Genomic DNA, 18,250 nt, shown 5'->3' with positions numbered 1-18,250 from the left:
ATTGAATTCTATGCGACACTTCGACCCTTCTCTACGAGACGCTGCGCGAACGACAAAGCTCAGGGCAACGCCAGCTCAGTTCCCACTGGTGGATAACGCAGCGCAAAAGAGTCCAGAAGCGTCTGAATAAAGGGTGAAACACCATACTAAATATGCATTAGTGGTCAACTTTAGTAGTGGCGGGTCTGAATCCCACACTCAAAGATTTCTGAATTCTGTGTTCTGAATTCTGCATTCTTCTTTAACAGTCTTTTGAAAATAAAACTGCCCAGAAAGGTAAACCAACTCCTAGCTATTTGCTAACAGAGCTTGTTTTCCTTTCCGGGCTAAATACACTCTAGCTTAGAGCGTTAATTGCGTAGTCGATATAGGAATTAGCTTCTACAGCAGGGTCGCCACTTAGACCGTGGTTAGCCTTGATGTACTTGAGAGCTTCAACGTACCAGCTGGGAGATAGATCAAAGGTGCGGTTGATTTCAGCTAAACCAGAAATCAAGAAGTCATCCAAGGGGCCTGTACCACCGACAACTAAGGAATAGGTAACGATCCGCAGGTAGTAGCCGATGTCACGCGCACACTTTTCTTTACCGGTGTTGGTAGAAGCGAAGTTAGGGCCTTGTTGTTGAGTGGTGTAGGGAAACTTGTTGTACACCGCTTGAGCTGCGCCTTCTGTCAAACGTTGGGCATTAGCGCTCAAAGCTTTTGCTGCTTCTAAGCTAGCAGGAGCTTGGCGGAAACGACCAAAAGCGGTTTGAATTTCTGTGCTGGAGAGAAAGCGGCCTTGAGAATCTGCTGCTGCAACTGCTTCGGTAAGAGGTGTCTTCATGGGTTTAGTATCTCCCTATTTAGAATCTTGTTGAAATTCGTTTTGTCTAACTGACAGTAGTCAGTCAATAGTCTTAAAGCGGGTTTAGTTTAGCCTACTGCTGCAGCTGCACGATCAAAGTAGCTAGCAACTTCAGATGATATTGCGCTGCAATCGCCTCTAGTGATACCATTGGGGTCGTTAACAAGAGCCAAAGCTGCGTCCTTCATTTTTTGCACACCAACTGCTACAGAAGCACCAGGAGTTCCTAGAGCCAAGTAGGTTTCCCGCAGACCGTTCAAACAACGGTCATCTAACACACTTGCATCACCAGCAAAGATTGCGTATGTGACATAGCGTAGGATGATTTCCATGTCGCGCAAGCAAGCAGCATTTCGGCGGCTAGTGTAAGCATTACCACCAGGAGCAATCAACTGAGGTTGTTCTGCGAATAGAGCGCGAGCTGCATTGGCAACAATTGCTGAGGAGTTGCTGGTAATCCGGTTTACGGTATCTGCACGCTTGTTGCCATCTTTAACAAGGGCACTTAGAGCGTCCAACTGAGCAGCGCTGAGATATTCACCGCGTGCATCAGCTTGGGTGATTACTTTTGCAAATGCATCTAAAACCATTGCTTTTGTCTCCTAGTTTGCTTGGTTAAGAATAATTGGACTCAAAACTGAATGGTTCAGTTTATTTGATGTCAGTACTGCCTGACGAGTTACGAAAGGTTCAAAACAGACATCCACGGAATAAGTTTACGATCTCCAGGCTTTCAGATTAAAACTTTTGTTAAAAAACTTCAAACTTCTGTGAACTACTGGAAAACCTGATTAAGATGTTGTTTTTTCCTCTAAGTTATCTTTATACAATGCTGTCGCGTCATTATTTATTACAAATTATTGTTATGTTTGTTAATTTAGTTTACATAACTTTACAGATTTATTTCTTTTAGCTATTGACTTTTCTTCAATCAAAAAGATGGGATAATTCATCTCTGGGAAATCCCTTTAAGGGTGCGACGCCGTAAGCGTTGCGTAAAGCCTTCGGCATGGCTTCGCTTAGAGCGAGTCTTCTCCCAAAGGGAGACGCCAAGGGCGAACGAGCGTCATAGCCCGCCGCAGGCATCGCACATTTAAGTTGTGTAGTATTGGCTACTTCCTAGCTCCTGCCAAGGGCACGCGCTATATATACGTCTGCATTGCAGGCGTGGGTTCATAGCCGCAGTGAACCATGCAATCGCAGACTTAGGATTATTACTAGCCCGGCCGAAGCTCTAGATTTGCAAAGCAATATGAATAAAGCCTTGCTTTGGCAGGCTACAAAGAATAACTTTAGGGTGAACTACCTCACATTTAATTTAGATCAGCTAAGATGCTAACCCTTGTTCCATCGGCTAGCGATCGCGTGGTTACTTATGCGTGACTTAAGCAATAAAATCCTCTCCAAAGGAAAATGCACCCGGAGGATGATAACTCCTCCCTTCAAACCTTATACAGAGATGGAAGCGCTATTTGCAAAGTAATACAATGTTCTAGATTAAATAGAGTTAGAGAAGCATGTCACAGCAAATCATCGATTTCGATACCAATTCACCTATTGCGGCAGATGAATATGAGCAAATGGCACGCCTGGCATTGCCCGGTTATGAAGTAATGCATACTTTTGTGCTGGCTTCTTTGCGCTCCTATTTACCCGAAACAGCAAATTTATTAGTTGTCGGTGCTGGTGGAGGGATGGAGTTAGTTCGCTTGGGGCAAGGTAATCCCCAATGGCAGTTTTTGGGTGTTGATCCTTCAGCAAAGATGCTGGCGATCGCACAGCAAAAAATAGCTCAACATCAACTATCACAACGTATTAAACTCATTCAAGGATACGCTCAAGATTTACCAAATGAACCAGTTTACGATGCAGCCACTAGCATTTTAGTAATGCATTTCATCCCAGATGAAGATAGTAAACTTACTTTCCTTCAAAGCATTGCTCAACGTTTAAAAACATCGGCACTGTTTATTTTAGTTGATGTTTTTGGTACAAAAGGAAGTCCTGAATTAGAGCAAACTATTGCTACAGTTCACGCCTATTGGCAAGAAACGGGATTTCCTGTAGATAAGCAGAAGCAACTCCTGGAAAACTTCAACAACGGGGTTTATCCACTCTCAGAAGCGAAAATTTTAGAACTACTCCAGCAAGCAGATTTTAGCCGTGTCATTCGCTTCTACACTGGGCTTTGGGTAGGTGGTTGGATGGCATTCAAAGGGTAATGGATAGCTCGCGGATGAGTCTCAGAAATAGTGCTGAGTGCTGAGTGCTGAGTGCTGAGTAAACCTCATTGAGTCTTTGATACTCGCGGACGAGTCTTTAATACTCGTGAATGAGTCTTTAATACTCGTGGACGAGCCTTTTATACTCGTGGACGAGCCTTTGATACTCGTGGACGAGCCTTTTATACTCGTGGACGAGCCTTTGATACTCGTGGACGAGCCTTTGATACTCGTGAGCGAGTCTTTGATACTCGTGGACGAGTCTTTGATACTCGTGAGCGAGTCTTTGATACTCGTGAGCGAGTCTTTGATACTCGTGGACGAGTCTTTTATACTCGTGAGCGAGTCTTTGATACTCGTGGACGAGTCTTTTATACTCGTGGACGAGTCTTTTATACTCGTGAGGGATGTTTCTATATTAATTCTCTAAACTAAAGTGCCACGCCAGTAGGGTGTGTTATTCCTATGGCTAATACCATTTCATATCATGTCCGCTTGATTGCTTATTAAACCCGAAGAACCCCACCCCGACAATCGTCGCTTTGTCTCCCCTCCCCGCTTGCGGGGAGGGGCTGGGGGTGGGGTGTAATGGCTGTGGTTAGCATAACTATTTATGCGGACATGATATCACTTTAATAATGATACAAATACGCTCTTTTGGGGCATGGCAAAGACATGCCCCTACGAGAAATCTATATGTATCAGGATTTTCGTGAATTGGTATAACAGACCTCTTGCAAAAGTCGAACATCCGCCCGAAAATAAATTTTCGGGCTAATAGCTCAAGTCGGTTTAAACCGACTAATAACAATAATTTTAGTCCGTTTAAACGGACTTTTGCTATTAGCCTGGGACTTGAGTCCCAGGTGGATCAAGGATTTTCGCAAGAGGTTTAACGTACCGTAACAAATTAGAAAGATGGCGCATTAACGATGTAACGCACCCTACAAAATAAGAAGCTCACAACTCAACTTTCCTGCTTCTTTTGCCCACTGCCTCCTTACTAGCTCCTGCCAAACACACTGCCAAGGGCACGCGCCATATTTTGCGGTTGCATTGCATCCATTGCGGCGGTGGGTTCATAGCCGCAGTGAACCATGCAATCGGCACACTTGGGATTACCACTCTTCTGGCCGTATTCACTCCAGTCAGTTTGTGCTAGTAATTCCTTGAAGGTAGAGTAATAACCTTCGTTCAGGAGATAGCAAGGTTTTTGCCAGCCGAGAACGCTATAACTAGGGCTACCCCAAGGCGTGCATTCATAGTCCTTCTCACCGGTGAGAAAATCTAAGAAAAGCGGATTGTGATTGAAGTTCCAGTTTTTTTCACCAGCTTTGTAGGGAGCCAGAATTTGCCGGAAGAGGGTGCGTGTTTGTTCTCGGTGGAGAAAATGATTTTGATCTGGTGCCCACTCGTAACTGTAACCGGGAGAAATCATCATCCCGTCAGTATTAAGTGTGTCTAGAAAGTCAAAGAACTGTTGCATATCTTTGGGTGCAGTACCCTCAAATATAGTGGTGTTAGTGGTGACACGAAAGCCTTTAGCTTTAGCGGCACGAATGGCTTTGACAGCAATATCAAAAACACCTTTGCGATCAACACAGTGATCGTGCAACTCCCGCATCCCATCTAAATGGACGCTGAAAGTTAGGTAAGGGGAAGGTTGAAACTTATCCAGGCTCTTTTCTAATAACAAGCCATTGGTACACAAGTAAATATATTTCTTGCGCTCAATTAATCCCTGAACAATTTCATCAATCTGGGGATGTAGAAGAGGTTCTCCCCCAGGAATTGAGACAACCGGTGCGCCACACTCTTCCACTGCGGCAAAGCACTGTTCTGGGGTGAGATTTTGCTTTAAAATTTCCTTTGGATGTTGGATTTTACCACAACCAGTACAGGCTAGATTACACCGAAAAAGAGGTTCCAACATCAATACTAAGGGGAAGCGTTTACGTCCTTTCAAACGCTGGGTAACAAGATACTTCCCAATATCCATAGCTTGTTGTAAATTAACTGCCATTCTATTACTCCTCTGTTGATCAAAACACCACGTTCTTAACCCCAAGATTTATCTGTGGGGTTTTTAATTTTAAATTTTGAATTTTGTTAGCGCAGCGTTAGCGAGTCTGCGAGCGTCATTTTGAATTTTGAATTCCCTAGAGGGGTTGACATACCCCTGAGCAACAAACCAATCCACAGCATCCTTGAGTGCCACCTTTAGCGGAGATTGAGGTAGACCCAACTCTCGTACAGCCTTTGCGGCATCATAATACATAGGTTGTTTCGCCATCCTCACGCCATCCAATGGCACTGAGGGCGATTTTCCCAAGGGTGCAAGAATCTTTTCATCAACCCAGGCAACACTAAGAGGCAGCCAAGTCGGTACTGTTCGTTGAGGTGCTATTAGACCTGTGATATCGGCGAGTTGTTCGAGTAGTTCCTTGAGGCTGAGGTTTTGATTACCTAAGATATAGCGATCGCCTGATTTACCCCGTTGCAAAGCCAGTAAATGCCCCCATGCCACATCCCGCACATCGATAAAATTCAAACCAGTATCTAAGTAAAAGGGCATTTGCCGTCGCAAAAACCGCAGGATTATATCACCTGTCGGGGTAGGTTTGATATCCAACGACCCGATCGGGCTGCTGGGATTGACTATAACTACCTCCTGACCTTTAGCAACGGCTTGTATGGCTTCTTGTTCAGCGATAAACTTAGACTTTTTGTAGTCACTCACCAACTTTTCTAAGGGACTCTGATGTGTTTCATCGACGACTTGACCAAATGATCCTACCCCAATGGCGGCTACTGAACTGGTATAAACGGTGCGCTCAATGCCAGCTTTGCGTGCTGCTGCCAACACATTGCGCGTACCCAGAACATTGTTATGGTGGAGTAACTCCCGGTCTGTTTGCCACAGAGAATAATGGGCTGCCACATGAAATAGATATTGACAACCTCTCATCTGTTGCCAGAGATTTGGTGAATTCAAATCGCCTTTGACAATTTCCACATCCAAACCGCGTAGATTCTCCAAATTGCTGCTTGAGCGTACCAGCGCTTTGACTATGTAACCCTGTTGGAGTAACAACCGTACCAAGTGGGCACCAATAAAGCCCGTACCCCCGGTGACAAAAACTTGCATCAACTTCTCTCCCTCGTCTGAAATCGGGGAAACCAATCATCCAAAATCGCGTAGACTACCGGCACAACTATCAAACTGAGGATAGTTGAACTTACCAGTCCACCTGCGATCGCTACAGCCATCGGCGATCGCAATTCCGAACCAGCGCCAAAACCTAAAGCGATCGGTAGCATCCCTAAAATAGTGGAGGCCGTGGTCATCATAATTGGTCTGAGGCGCACTAGTCCTGTGTTGAGGATTGCCTCGGTGCGGTCTAAGCCAGCGTTGCGTAACTGATTGATGTAATCCACCAGCAAGATGGCATTTTTATTTGCCAGCCCCAGCAAAAACACGAAGCCGATGAGTGAGATCATGCCAAAGTCACTTTTGGTGATTAGTAATGCCAACATTGCCCCCACTAGCGCTAAAGGCAAAGAGACACCAATCACCAGAGGGTCTACCCAGCTTTTGAATAGCAAAATTAGTACAATGACAATGCACAGGGCAGATAGAGCTAAAGTACTGCCAAAACTGCTAAAAACCTCTCCTTGGCTAGCAGAGTCTCCTCCTAAATTTAAAGAAACATTAGGGGGTAACACCGCCTTAGCTTCAGCTACCACTTTGTCAGTAGCATCACCCAAGGATAAATCTTTGCCAAGATTAGCACTGACATAAGCCACCCGTTGATTATTCAGACGCTCGATTTGAAAAACTGTACCCTGTGGATTTGTTTCACCTGTGACTGTGACATCAGCGAATCCCGGTAGTCTTTGAATTCTCTCTTTAATTGCCTTGACTGCTTTGCTTAAGGCTTGGAGATCGTTACCGCGTAAAGCTACCTGGAGGGGTTTTTGACCGCCAGAATCGACAAATTGAATATCTTCGACACTAGTAGTTACCCCAGAAAGAGTAGGTAATGAGGAGCGGAATTGGTCTTGTAGTTCCGCAGTGGTGATTGTGCGGTCTTTTTTAAGCTTTACATATAGTATCCCTTTGTTCGGCTCACCCTCACGAGAACCAACAGTCGTAAATACCGTTTCAACTGTCGGTGATTTTCTTACAACTTCTTCTAGTTTCTTCGCAACCTCAAGAGAATCATTTAAAGGATTGGGAATGGGGAATTGGGCATTGGGGATTGGGCATTGGGCATTGGGGATTGGGCATTGGGCATTACTTATTCTTTCTCCCCCTGCTCCCCCTGCTCCCCCTGCTCCCCCTGCTCCCCCTGCTCCCTTACTTGCCAAATCGGGGATACTCGGCAAAGGAGCCGTATAAGCAATATTAAATTCGCCGCGATCGAGTTTAGGAATAAAGCCTTTGGGAATTAGTGGAATCAGTGCTATACCTGCGATGAAGCTGAGTACAGCTAACCCGATAACTATCTTGCGGTGATTCAATGACCAACTCAGCAAGTTTCTGTAAAATTGGGTAAACGCTACCGATATTTTTGCTTCTCGACGCGGGGAGAGCGAGGGTTTAGGTTTCAGCCAGTAGATAGCTAGGACTGGAGATAAAGTCCGAGCAACTAGCATAGAAGCGAGCATCGCTGCTGAAACAGTGATGCCGAAAGGCTTAAAGAATTGACCGATTACCCCACCCATCAAACCTATGGGCAGAAAAACCGCTACTGCTGTCAAAGTTGCGGCGGTGACTGTCAACCCAATCTCATTTGTAGCTAAAAGCGCTGCTTGGCGAGGAGTTTCCCCATCATCTACGTGTCGCATGATGTTTTCCACATCAACGATCGCATCATCAACAATACTACCAATCACCAAAGCTAGAGCCAGCAAGGTAATTGTTTCCAGGTTAAAGCCGAAAATCGCCATGACGATAAACGTCGCCAACAAAGACGTAGGAATTGCCAAGGCAGAAATTAGGGTGGCTCGCCAATTCCACAAAAAAGGAAAAATTACCACTATTGACAACAAGACTGCTTCCAGCAAAGCATCAATGGTTGACTGAGTGGCTTGACGGATATATTCTGCTTGAGTAGCAGCTAAAGTGAGTTTGACATCCTTCAGACTAGACCGCAGCCTTTGGACTTCTTTTTCAACTCGACTCACTACTTCCAAGGTGTTAGCGCTACCACGTTTGATTACCTGAAATGCGAGTGCATCTTGGCCATTAAACCGGACTAATGTTGCCCCTGCTTGAGGGATAGCTGCACTCGCATTCGCTGGATTTAGGGGAGGAGTTGCAGTAGCGCCACCCAACAGTGAGACTTTCAGGACTCCTGGCAGTTTAGCGATCGCACTCACAATCTCGTCTTTCGCCAACTTTGTCAAATCTGTAAGATTCCGCGTGGGACTCTCAATGGCATAACTAATGGCGGCTGACTCATTCAAATTCAGGGGAATAATCTTAGAAGTCGCTCCTTGAGGTAGAGTCAACTGCTTGAGGGCAGTTTCAACTTCTTTGGTCGATGTTTCTAAATTCGTCCCAACGGCGAAAGAAAGGGCAACGGCTGTTTGACTAGGATAAGTGGATGAGCGAATATTCTCCAGTCCTTCTAGAGAGCGGAGGCGTTCTTCCAGGGGTTTAGTGAGTTTCGCCTCTGTATCCAGGGCAGTTGTCAGGGGGGCTGTAGCATTCACAACCACCACTGGAAAGGTAATATCTGGAAACAAGGCATACTTGAGGGAACTGAAAGCCAGAACACCAGCTACTGTTACGGCAATCCAAAAACTCACCGTCAGCCACGAAAATTGAATCGCCAATTTAGAAATATTGAAGACTTCTCGTGCGGATTTGGAGTTATGAAGTTTTACCATCTTGGAAAATTATCGTGTGGGTGACACAATTATTTAGTCATGCTACAGCAATCACCTTCGGTTTGCGAGTTTTGGTTACTACTAAACAGCAATATTACTTATTGTCACTCAGATATGGCCCAATCTTTAATACAAAAGGAAACTTCAAAGATGAAACTTGGTTCTGTTGAGCATAAGGAATTATTCTGCCAGAGCTTTATGGAAAGCTACAGGGAATACGAACCAGAGAATCTCCCATGGCCAGATTTGGACGATACAGCTTTGACTTTGCTACGCAGTATTCCCTTCTGGGATAAAGCTCTGGATACAGAGCGACAAGCCGGAGTAGTAGTTAGTGGTTACGCAACGATGGTGAATGATCCTATTTTACAAAATGCGATCGCTCTCCAAGGTAAAGAAGAATTACGCCACGCCCGCCTACTTCAAACATTAATTGACCGTTACGATATCCAAATACCAGAACGTCAACCTATTGAAGTTCCCCAAAATATTGAGCCAGTCTTTACGCGCTTTGGCTTTGAAGAGTGCCTGGATACCTTCTTTGCTTATGGGCTATTTGCGATCGCTCGTGAAGCTAATGTTTTTCCAGAGTCAATCTTCACAATCTTTGATCCGATCATAGACGAAGAGACACGCCATATTGTCTTTTTTGTCAACTGGTTTACCTATACACAAATTCATCGTGGTCAGGGATTTACCCCTCTGCGGAGCGTCAAAACCCTCTGGCACTACGGCAAGGCACTCAGCAATTTGATTGCCGTCTTTGGCAATGATGACCCCAGTAAGACTGGCTTCGCCGTCACGGGTACTGACATCTTTACTAAAGACCTCACAATCAAAAAATTTCTTAGCATTTGTCTATCAGAAAATCAGCGCCGGATGAGCAAGTATGATCCGCGACTACTCCAACCGCAATTACTACCTAGACTTGCTAGTATCGCCCTCCGCATCCTTGAATTAATACCCAAACGTAAACTTGAAACTGTCGAGAGGGCTAGTGCCTAATTTTTTGCCCATCAACACAATTCTGGTACCTCAGGGAGCAGAATATAAAGCTGTCTGTCGCGGATTAAGCGGCGTTACTGGTTCTATCCCAACGGTAGTAGCCATACCTGTTGGGATGAAGCCTTTACTTAAATATCTACAACAAGGACAATTTTTAGCTTCATCCAGAGTGCTGATTATGGGTATATGTGGCAGCTTGAGCGATCGCTATACAGTTGGTGATATTGTTTTGTATCAGGATTGTGTTTATCAAGGGGAGCGGCTAGAGTGCGATCGCCCCTTCACAGCACAATTACACTCAGCACTCCAGACGCGATTAATCGCGTCTCTCCCCAGTACAGACGCGATTAATCGCGTCTCTCCTGACTCTCCACCCAATTTAGTCAAATCACTGACAAGCGATCGCGTAATTTGGTCTGCTGCCGAAAAATGCCGTTTAGGTGAGACTTTGGCTGCTGATGTTGTTGATATGGAAGGATTTACCGCCCTAGAGTTTTTCAATGCGGCTGGAGTTGTAGTGGCAATGCTGCGAGTAGTCAGCGACGATTGTCAGCACAATATCCCCGATCTCACACCAGCAATTAACTCTGATGGCTCCCTAAATCCTTTTCCTTTAGCGATAGGAATGCTTCGACAACCCCTTGCTGCTACTCGGCTGATTCGAGGTTCGTTAACTGCATTAAAGGTGTTAAAGCAAGTTACAAATCGCCTCTTTTCTGGCAATAAACTGGAATAAGTATTAGGCGACTAGAAGTCGCTACTACACAAACAAAGTCCACCTCCGTGGACTAATATAAAATCAAAGGTTTGCTAACCTGCGGAGGCAGGTTTGGTCTCGTGTAGTCAAGCCAGTGCGACTTCTAGCCGCCAGGGCTACTGATTTTGGGAATGGAAGGGACAACCCCCTGCGGTTAATTTTTGAAGAAAAACATTATTATCAAAATAATGCTCTAAAGACTCAATCTTCAAATCATCACTCACGCGAGCAATACTAATTCCTACGATTTCTACTGTTTCCCCTGTGGGTGCATAGTCTTTATAAGAACCATTAAATGTTCCCCAATGTCGCCACTTAAAAGTAACATTAGGTGGCCCCGAAAGGACTTCTGTTAATTCCCAAAGGAAGCCATTAGGAAAAGCATTATGAAAAACCTGAAATGAAGATTCAAAGGTTTCTGTTTCAGAGCTATACTGCTCACTTTCACCCAGGAAGAGATTATAAGTACCTTCGACTGCGACATCCTGAGCAGTGTATTGTTGTCCTCCATTGGTACTCATCTTAAACTTATCAGTAACAATCGAAAGCCACTGTTGAGGATTAGATTTATTAGAAGCTTCCATCTCAAAATTTCGGACTAAGTTTTGTGCGATTGCTTCTAAAGAACCTTCTGGATGCTGAAATTTACTCTCTTGATGAAGAAATTCATTGGTGTAAGAATAATCCGGGCGTTTTCCTTCTCGCCACTGTACTTCTTCATCATGAGCAATGACTATATCTCTATCTTGTACCCAGAGCGGCAATTCTGTAGTTTTTTCGCTACTCATACAAGTTGACTGGCTATAAACTTCGTTTCTCAGAATAAAGTTTTATGGATACAAGTCAATCAAAAAATATATAAAAGTAAAAAATATTTATAATTAACTCAAAAAAATTGACTTTTTACACCTTAAACCCAGATTCCGCAGGTGCGATCGTAAATGCTGTATTTTTGAAAATGACCTAAATGCTGCATTTTAGAATCATGACAGCATCACCATTAGATATCAGGGTACAGGATATTGACCACTGCGGCATAGTCGCAGGCATATGTGATGAGATGAATCTAGTAGAACAAATCAATCGCCTGCTTCGTAGCTTTTGCGGGGTGGGGTTTCGGGTATTATGCTTAATTGCCCGGACATCATATCATTAAGCTGATATGCGTCTAAATTATATAAACATTCTTTATAAACGTTGACGGTTGACGGTTGACGGTTGACGGTTATCGGTCATCAGTCAACGGTCAACAGTCATCAGGTAAATGTACTAGTTTTATGCGTAACAGCTTAGTCAATAGTCATTAGCATCAATGACCAATGACTATTGACTAATGACTAAATCGGCGGGCGGCTGTCCCGGACACCCCATGAAGAGTGGGATTCCCGCCGATTTTCTTTGAGGGATGTAATTGATAATTCAACCCTGATATCATAAAGTCGTGTCGTTCCCTCTGCCTATCGCGTTACTCCCAATAAACTGTTCAACATTAGTACTTGCAGAACTACTCAAGGGTGACTCACCCACAAAACCTTGCGCTCCGAATAGGACATCATTGTTTGAAGCAATGCTACCGGAGGACAGAACTTGGATGTTGTCAACTATTAGTGCCGAATCAACAGCAGTATCGCCAACATCTACAACCCCAAAATTTAAAGTGTAGGTTCCAGTTTGAGCAATGCCAATAGAAATAGTTTGAAAACCTGTTTCTTGACTAAAATTGACAGATGAAGTCCCCAAAAAACCGCTCGAATTAGTATCTGCTAATTCCAAAGCAAAAGGACTGATGCCAAAAAACGCAAAATCGTTGAAAGAAGATGGAATTGCCTCATTAGTCAAGAAGTTCCAATCAAAAGTCAAGACATCGCCAGCATTAGCTGTAAAAGTCTGTTTAATTGCAGAACCTTCTGTCGCATCTCCATTACCTAAGTTATCCAACAGACCAGATGAGAAATTGAGAAATTCTTCCAAATCTGATTGCTCAACTGCACCTCCAGAAGCACTAGCATCAGTGGTAAGTAAGGCTTGAAAATTGGCTTCGCTAGTGCCAGTTCCCAAAGCGGCTGTCTCAATCCTGGTATCACCGATAGTTCGCCAATTGCTGAAAGTACCAACCTCAAAATTGCCGTTGAGAACTGTCATCTACTTCTCTCCATGACTTGATGTAATTCAATGAAATCTTGTAAATAATAGTAAAATAGAATACTAATTCTACTTAAGCAATCACTCTTAGGGGTGTTGACAGCAAGCAAAGAAGATATATTTAAGATGTTATTAAGCTGCAAGTAGCTAATTAACAACTTGGACAAGCCCCCAAAGGGCAGATCAGGAAACCAAAAAGTTTTTCCCAAGTTTGGAATTAGATGGAGTTGAGAGTAACCGATAAATTCCAACCTCCTGCCTTCTTCACCATCTCTGCGGTAAGAACACGTCGCCAAGTTAATTCTTTTGTAGTCTCATCCCAATGCCAGCGTAATAAATTAGCGGGTTGACTCTTAACAATTCCTGCTAAACCAATCGCTTTTCTAGGTGCATTAGTAGCTAGTAAAATTGCACTTTCTACGTCACAAATTCCCCACTTCACTAAATTCTGCACTCCCACCAACAAAGGTAAAGTCGTCCCCGACAAAGTGCCATCCGCCAGTCGTGCCGTACCCTTTTTTACTTCAATTTGCCGACTGTCCCAAGGATACACCCCATCGGGTAGCCCCAGAGGTGAAAGGGCATCGCTGACGAGGAACAGCCCTTTTTCTTGATAGCTAGCGCGAAGTAGAATTTGCAGCATCGTGGGCGAAACGTGTTCACCATCAGCAATAAAACCACACATCACATCAGGATGGATAATTGCTGCCCCTAATAATCCTGGTTCGCGGTGATGTAATGCTGGCATGGCGTTGAAAGCATGAGTTACCATCGTTGCACCCTCCTCAAAGGCACGTTGCGCTTGGGTCGCTGTTGCTTGAGAATGCCCTAAACTGACAATAATCCCCAGAGAACGCAAATATGGAATTACTTCACCAGTTAAATCTAACTCTGGTGCTAAGGTGATAACTTTCACAACATGAGCATAATTACCCAAAACCCGCTTTATCTGATCAATTGTTAGGGGTAACAAATACTCTGCTGGGTGTGCGCCGCGCTTTTGGAAATTCAAAAATGGGCCTTCTAGATGTACTCCGAGAATCTTGGCACCAGCTTGTTGACTGGGGATAACCTCAGCAATAATAGCAAGCGATCGCTGAATATTTTCTACTGAAGTTGTCACAAGTGTTGGTAAAAATCCATCAACCCCAACATCCCACAAAAATTGTGAGATTTTCTGGAGTATATGAGCATTTTGGGCCGTCAATTCGGGAAATGCCAAACCCAACGCACCGTTAATTTGCAAATCAACGCCGCCTAGAGAAATCCAGTCACCTGCTACATCTAGTAGGGACGTACATCTGTGCGTCCCTAGCGTACCCATTGGCAAGATTTCCTCAATTATGCCCTCTTGGTTAACCAAGAGCATCTGCAAATCTTTGTAACCAGGCACTCTAGCATTGATAATATCTACAGGATTTTGTGTTGCTTGGGTCATCACACTGACGAGATATTGCTAAATCTGATTTTAGATGCAACCAATATCAATAAATCAATTCAAACAACGCCAATAGATGAGATGATGATCGGCATTACCTAGCTTCCATAAGCTAGCTCAAATAATTTTGAATTTTGAATACTTCGACAAGCTCAGTACAAGTTTTGAATTTTGAATTATTATGACTCCCTTAGTTGGTATTATTATGGGCAGCGATTCCGATTTGCCCACCATGAAAGACGCGATCGCAGTTTGTGAAGAATTTGGCATTGAAAGCGAAGTGGCGATCGTTTCTGCTCATCGTACCCCAGAACGCATGGTGCAATATGCTCAACTTGCACATCAACGCGGTATTAAAGTAATTATTGCTGGTGCCGGTGGTGCTGCCCATCTGCCGGGAATGGTAGCGTCTTTAACTCCACTTCCTGTTATTGGTGTTCCTGTAGCCACCCGTAACTTACAAGGTGTTGATTCTTTGTATTCTATTTTACAAATGCCTGCGGGTATTCCTGTGGCAACAGTGGCGATCGGTAATGCCAAAAATGCTGGACTTTTAGCAGTACAAATCCTCGCAATTCAGCAACCAGAATTGTTAGAAAGAGTGCAGCAATATCGCCAAAACCTATGTGAATCAGTAATTGCAAAGCAAGCAAAACTAGAAGAATTAGGCTATGAGCAATATTTACAGCAAATGCCTTAAGTAATTCGTAATTCGTAATGACGCTCGTTCCGACGCTCGATGACTCGCTAACGCTGCGCTATCGCTACCGCAACGCTTTCGTAATTCGTAATTAGAGGCTATTTATAAAGTAAAAATAAAATTACTGTAGGGTGTGTTAGGAGCATATTTGAATTATGGTTTGTCATAGATTTAACCTCTTGTTTTTTGTTTAACGATTCGACAACTGCCATTATTCCTGGCATGGGGCATTGGGCATTGGGCATACCAATTCAATTAATGATTGCAACACATCCTTCGGTGAAGACGCGATGAATCGCGTCTCTACAAATGGTTTATCTGTTGGATTATTTTCCTAAATTGGTATTACTTTGTTGGGATTTCGGCGACTCCATTTGCTTGTTTGGCGACTCCATTTGCTTGTTTGGCGACTCCATTTGCTTGTTTGGCGACTCCATTTGCTTGTTTGGCGACTCCATTTGCTTGTTTGGCGACTCCATTTGCTTGTTTGGCGACTCCATTTGCTTGTTGGGCGACTCCATTTGCTTGTTAGGCGACTCCATTTGCTTGTTGGGCGATCGCATTTGCTTGTTGGGCGATCGCATTTGCTTGTTGGGCGACTCCATTTGCTTGTTGGGCGACTCCATTTGCTTGTTTGGAAGTGTTGGTGATAAGCGAAGCTTAAGCCTTCTCCTTTGGAGACGCTAGCGCGAACGGCTATCGCGTCTCCTAAAGAAGCAATCCCAAACCCTTGCGTTTTCTCAATGACTTGTGTAGTTTTTTATATTGACCATGTACTACTGAAAAAGTCTAAGATTGAAGCGATCGCTCCAGATCAATGCAGCATTCTGAAGTATCTTGATCCTGAGGCCTTAGTCAAAAATTGAGAGCTGCAACATCCATGTGTCAATTGCTCGGAATGAATTGCAATGTTCCAACGGATATTTGCTTTTCTTTTGAAGGGTTTTCTGCACGGGGAGGAAAAACGGATGATCATAGCGATGGTTGGGGCATTGCTTTCTTTGAAGGAAAGGGATGTCGAATGTTTTTAGATGCCCAGCCTTCTGTTGCTTCTCCGGTAGCCGAGTTTGTGCGGAGTTATCCCATCCACTCAACCCATGTCATTGCCCATATCCGTAAAGCTACTCAGGGTGAAGTTGCCTTACACAACTGCCATCCTTTCCGCAGAGAATTGTGGGGTCAATATTGGGTGTTTGCCCACAATGGTAATTTACCAAATTTTGATCCAGAAAATTTGGGCTTTTATCAAGCCGTAGGTGACACCGATAGTGAAAAAGCATTCTGTATGATGCTAGAGACACTGCGATCGCGTTTTCCCCAGGGCAAGCCTGACATAAAGGAACTGTACCCTGTGCTGCAAGAAATTACTGCTGTAATTGCAAAACTGGGTATATTTAATTACTTATTATCAGATGGAGTCCACTTTTTTGCTTATTGCTCAACTAATCTCAGTTACATCGTCCGCCAAGCGCCCTTTGCAGCTGCCCATTTAATTGACCAAGACATGACCGTAGATTTTCGGGAGGTGACTACAGAACGCGATCGCGTCGCTGTCATTGCTACCACACCCCTCACTGACAACGAAGTTTGGACACAAATCCAACCGGGAGAATTACTAGTTTTTCAGGACGGACTACCCCTGAAATATGCACTCAGTTAAGAATCTGATCCTGTTGGCGAATTCAAAAATTAACCAGAAATTTTTCCCATTTAGATACTTTCTAGATGGGTTTTGTTTTTCATAAAGAGTTTTTGGTACATACCTGGCCCCTTCTGGGCGAAAAAAACTAATGATATCAGACTAATTCAAACCACATCAAAGAGTGGGCGTGGTTTCTCTTGGACTAATGACTAATGAAGCAATTTGCCTGATCCATTAGGTAGCCAATTGTGATGACAACTTGATAGTTGAAAATAAAAGCATTGTAATTCCTCACAGAACTGGTAGAATCGCCATATTCTTGATAAAGAATGTGAGGTTTGTTGGTGTTTGCAACTAGATACATGGAATCATCCAGGATGATAAACACTATGTAACTGTATTCCGATCAATTATTTGTAGATTTAGTGGAGGAAATAGAATGAGTTTGTGGCAACGCCCACTGAAAAAGTTACAAGCGATCGCGTTCAATAGAACGTATCGGTTCAGACTAAATTCGCTCAAAGGCTTTGTATCACTCTTTTTGGTAGGCACTGTATTGAGTGTGGCGCTTGCTGCCTGCTCTGGTGGAACTGGGAGTAATTCTTCCTCTGAAACCCCTACTGCTAGTCCTGTTGCTGCAAGCAAGGATAATGTTGAACTAACCCTGGTTTCTTTTGCAGTTACCAAAGCAGCTCACGAAGCCATCATTCCTAAGTTTGTAGAACAGTGGAAGAAAGACCATAACCAAACTGTCACCTTCAAACAAAGCTATGGGGGATCTGGTTCCCAAACTCGCGCTGTTATCGATGGTTTGGAAGCAGATGTTGTTCATTTGGCACTAGCTGGAGACACCTCAAAGATTGAGAAGGCTGGATTGATTCAACCAGGTTGGGAGAAAGAAGTTCCCAACAATGGGATTGTCTCCAAATCAGTTGCAGCATTAGTCACTCGTTCAGGCAATCCTAAAGGTATCAAGAACTGGGAAGATTTAGCTAAAGACGGTGTAAAACTGATTACTGCTAACCCCAAAACGTCAGGCGTTGCTAAGTGGAATTTCTTAGCACTATGGGATTCTGTAATTAAAACAGGTGGCGATGAGGCTAAAGCTACTGAATTTGTGACTAAAGTCTACAAAAATGTGCCAATCTTGCCTAAAGATGCGCGGGAAGCGACTGATACATTCGCCAAGCAAGGGCAGGGAGATGTCTTAATCAACTACGAAAACGAAGTGATTTTGGCACAGCAAAAGGGCGAAAAGGTTGAGTATGTCGTTCCCGATGTGAATATATCCATTGACAATCCGATCGCTGTGGTAGATAAGAACGTCGATAAGCACGGAACCCGCGAAGTTGCTGAAGGTTTTGTGAAATACCTCTATACCCCAGAAGCACAGCAAGAGTTTGTCAAATTGGGATTCCGTCCTGTGGATGAGACTATAGCTCAAACTAAAGAAGTTACAGACAAATTTCCCAAGGTGAAAACTTTGGGTACAGTTGCAGACTTAGGCGGTTGGGAAGCAATTGATAAGAAGTTCTTCGCAGATGGGGGCGTGTTTGACAAAATTCAAGCCCAAAAATAAACGGTAATTAGTCAACATAA

The 18,250-nt window shown here is 43.9% G+C and carries 19 protein-coding genes and 1 pseudogene; 9 read left to right on the top strand and 11 right to left on the bottom strand.

From position 1 onward, the window contains the following. Window positions 1-337: 337 nt before the first annotated feature. From cpcA to LC586_RS06075, 3 genes are all read right to left on the bottom strand, one after another. Window positions 338-826, bottom strand: a complete 489-nt coding sequence (gene cpcA / locus LC586_RS06085) for a C-phycocyanin subunit alpha (protein ID WP_094349677.1) — start codon at window positions 824-826, stop codon at window positions 338-340. An 89-nt stretch (window positions 827-915) separates the two neighbouring features. Beyond that, window positions 916-1,437, bottom strand: coding sequence for a C-phycocyanin subunit beta (gene cpcB / locus LC586_RS06080; RefSeq protein WP_100897781.1), 522 nt, complete (start codon window positions 1,435-1,437; stop codon window positions 916-918). Between the two features lie 337 nt (window positions 1,438-1,774). Next, the gene (locus LC586_RS06075; RefSeq protein ID WP_229483687.1) at window positions 1,775-1,933 is read right to left on the bottom strand and encodes a hypothetical protein; all 159 of its coding nucleotides are present in this window, start codon (window positions 1,931-1,933) and stop codon (window positions 1,775-1,777) included. A 431-nt stretch (window positions 1,934-2,364) separates the two neighbouring features. On the opposite strand from LC586_RS06075, the gene LC586_RS06070 reads away from it, so the two are divergent. Together LC586_RS06070 and LC586_RS06065 are read left to right on the top strand one after the other, a co-directional pair. Beyond that, a complete protein-coding gene (locus LC586_RS06070) occupies window positions 2,365-3,069 on the top strand; it encodes a class I SAM-dependent methyltransferase (RefSeq protein ID WP_229483685.1) in 705 nt (234 codons plus the stop codon). Between the two features lie 76 nt (window positions 3,070-3,145). Then, entirely contained in the window at window positions 3,146-3,499 is a 354-nt protein-coding gene (locus tag LC586_RS06065; protein ID WP_229483683.1) for a hypothetical protein, read from the top strand. Between the two features lie 573 nt (window positions 3,500-4,072). On the opposite strand, the gene hpnH is transcribed toward LC586_RS06065, so the two are convergent. The 3 genes from hpnH to LC586_RS06050 all read right to left on the bottom strand — a co-directional run bounded on the left by hpnH (window position 4,073) and on the right by LC586_RS06050 (window position 8,967). Beyond that, on the bottom strand, window positions 4,073-5,092 hold the full coding sequence (gene hpnH / locus LC586_RS06060; RefSeq protein WP_229483681.1) for an adenosyl-hopene transferase HpnH: 1,020 nt from the start codon (window positions 5,090-5,092) through the stop codon (window positions 4,073-4,075). 69 nt (window positions 5,093-5,161) lie between these two features. Further along, window positions 5,162-6,217, bottom strand: coding sequence for a hopanoid-associated sugar epimerase (hpnA, locus tag LC586_RS06055; protein WP_229483680.1), 1,056 nt, complete (start codon window positions 6,215-6,217; stop codon window positions 5,162-5,164). Next, a complete protein-coding gene (locus LC586_RS06050) occupies window positions 6,217-8,967 on the bottom strand; it encodes an efflux RND transporter permease subunit (RefSeq protein ID WP_229483679.1) in 2,751 nt (916 codons plus the stop codon). The genes hpnA and LC586_RS06050 overlap by 1 nt, the downstream gene beginning before the upstream one ends. A 150-nt stretch (window positions 8,968-9,117) precedes the next feature. On the opposite strand from LC586_RS06050, the gene LC586_RS06045 reads away from it, so the two are divergent. After that, window positions 9,118-9,972 (top strand): ferritin-like domain-containing protein, encoded by an 855-nt coding sequence (locus LC586_RS06045; protein ID WP_229483677.1) that lies wholly within the window; start codon window positions 9,118-9,120, stop codon window positions 9,970-9,972. After that, window positions 9,965-10,708: a 5'-methylthioadenosine/S-adenosylhomocysteine nucleosidase family protein gene (locus LC586_RS06040; protein WP_229483675.1), complete on the top strand. Its 744-nt coding sequence runs from the start codon at window positions 9,965-9,967 to the stop codon at window positions 10,706-10,708. The genes LC586_RS06045 and LC586_RS06040 overlap by 8 nt, the downstream gene beginning before the upstream one ends. A 137-nt stretch (window positions 10,709-10,845) precedes the next feature. Here the strand turns inward: LC586_RS06040 and LC586_RS06035 are convergent, their stop codons facing one another. Continuing rightward, window positions 10,846-11,517, bottom strand: a complete 672-nt coding sequence (locus LC586_RS06035) for an ester cyclase (RefSeq protein WP_229483674.1) — start codon at window positions 11,515-11,517, stop codon at window positions 10,846-10,848. A 197-nt stretch (window positions 11,518-11,714) separates the two neighbouring features. On the opposite strand from LC586_RS06035, the pseudogene LC586_RS06030 reads away from it, so the two are divergent. Then, a pseudogene (locus tag LC586_RS06030) lies at window positions 11,715-11,822 on the top strand (DUF4277 domain-containing protein); the annotation flags it as partial. A gap of 338 nt (window positions 11,823-12,160) precedes the next feature. Here LC586_RS06030 and LC586_RS06025 read toward each other — a convergent pair. Both LC586_RS06025 and nagA read right to left on the bottom strand, forming a co-directional pair. Further along, entirely contained in the window at window positions 12,161-12,871 is a 711-nt protein-coding gene (locus LC586_RS06025) for a hypothetical protein (protein ID WP_229483673.1), read from the bottom strand. A 217-nt stretch (window positions 12,872-13,088) separates the two neighbouring features. After that, window positions 13,089-14,309, bottom strand: a complete 1,221-nt coding sequence (gene nagA, locus LC586_RS06020) for an N-acetylglucosamine-6-phosphate deacetylase (RefSeq protein WP_229483672.1) — start codon at window positions 14,307-14,309, stop codon at window positions 13,089-13,091. A gap of 181 nt (window positions 14,310-14,490) precedes the next feature. Between nagA and purE the strand changes: the two genes are divergently transcribed. Further along, window positions 14,491-15,009, top strand: coding sequence for a 5-(carboxyamino)imidazole ribonucleotide mutase (gene purE, locus LC586_RS06015; protein WP_229483671.1), 519 nt, complete (start codon window positions 14,491-14,493; stop codon window positions 15,007-15,009). Between the two features lie 326 nt (window positions 15,010-15,335). On the opposite strand, the gene LC586_RS06010 is transcribed toward purE, so the two are convergent. Further along, window positions 15,336-15,635 (bottom strand): hypothetical protein, encoded by a 300-nt coding sequence (locus tag LC586_RS06010; RefSeq protein WP_229483670.1) that lies wholly within the window; start codon window positions 15,633-15,635, stop codon window positions 15,336-15,338. A 117-nt stretch (window positions 15,636-15,752) separates the two neighbouring features. Between LC586_RS06010 and LC586_RS40520 the strand changes: the two genes are divergently transcribed. Continuing rightward, complete coding sequence (locus LC586_RS40520) at window positions 15,753-15,875, top strand: hypothetical protein (RefSeq protein WP_267921645.1); 123 nt, start codon at window positions 15,753-15,755, stop codon at window positions 15,873-15,875. A 14-nt stretch (window positions 15,876-15,889) separates the two neighbouring features. Continuing rightward, window positions 15,890-16,669: a class II glutamine amidotransferase gene (locus LC586_RS06005; protein ID WP_229483669.1), complete on the top strand. Its 780-nt coding sequence runs from the start codon at window positions 15,890-15,892 to the stop codon at window positions 16,667-16,669. Between the two features lie 184 nt (window positions 16,670-16,853). On the opposite strand, the gene LC586_RS06000 is transcribed toward LC586_RS06005, so the two are convergent. Beyond that, on the bottom strand, window positions 16,854-17,015 hold the full coding sequence (locus tag LC586_RS06000; protein ID WP_229483668.1) for a hypothetical protein: 162 nt from the start codon (window positions 17,013-17,015) through the stop codon (window positions 16,854-16,856). 75 nt (window positions 17,016-17,090) lie between these two features. On the opposite strand from LC586_RS06000, the gene LC586_RS05995 reads away from it, so the two are divergent. After that, the gene (locus tag LC586_RS05995) at window positions 17,091-18,230 is read left to right on the top strand and encodes a sulfate ABC transporter substrate-binding protein (protein WP_229483667.1); all 1,140 of its coding nucleotides are present in this window, start codon (window positions 17,091-17,093) and stop codon (window positions 18,228-18,230) included. Window positions 18,231-18,250: the final 20 nt, after the last annotated feature.

The sequence above is a fragment of the Nostoc favosum CHAB5714 genome (assembly GCF_020829495.1).
GTDB lineage: Bacteria > Cyanobacteriota > Cyanobacteriia > Cyanobacteriales > Nostocaceae > Nostoc > Nostoc favosum.
This window is presented reverse-complemented; position numbering and strand designations above follow the sequence as displayed.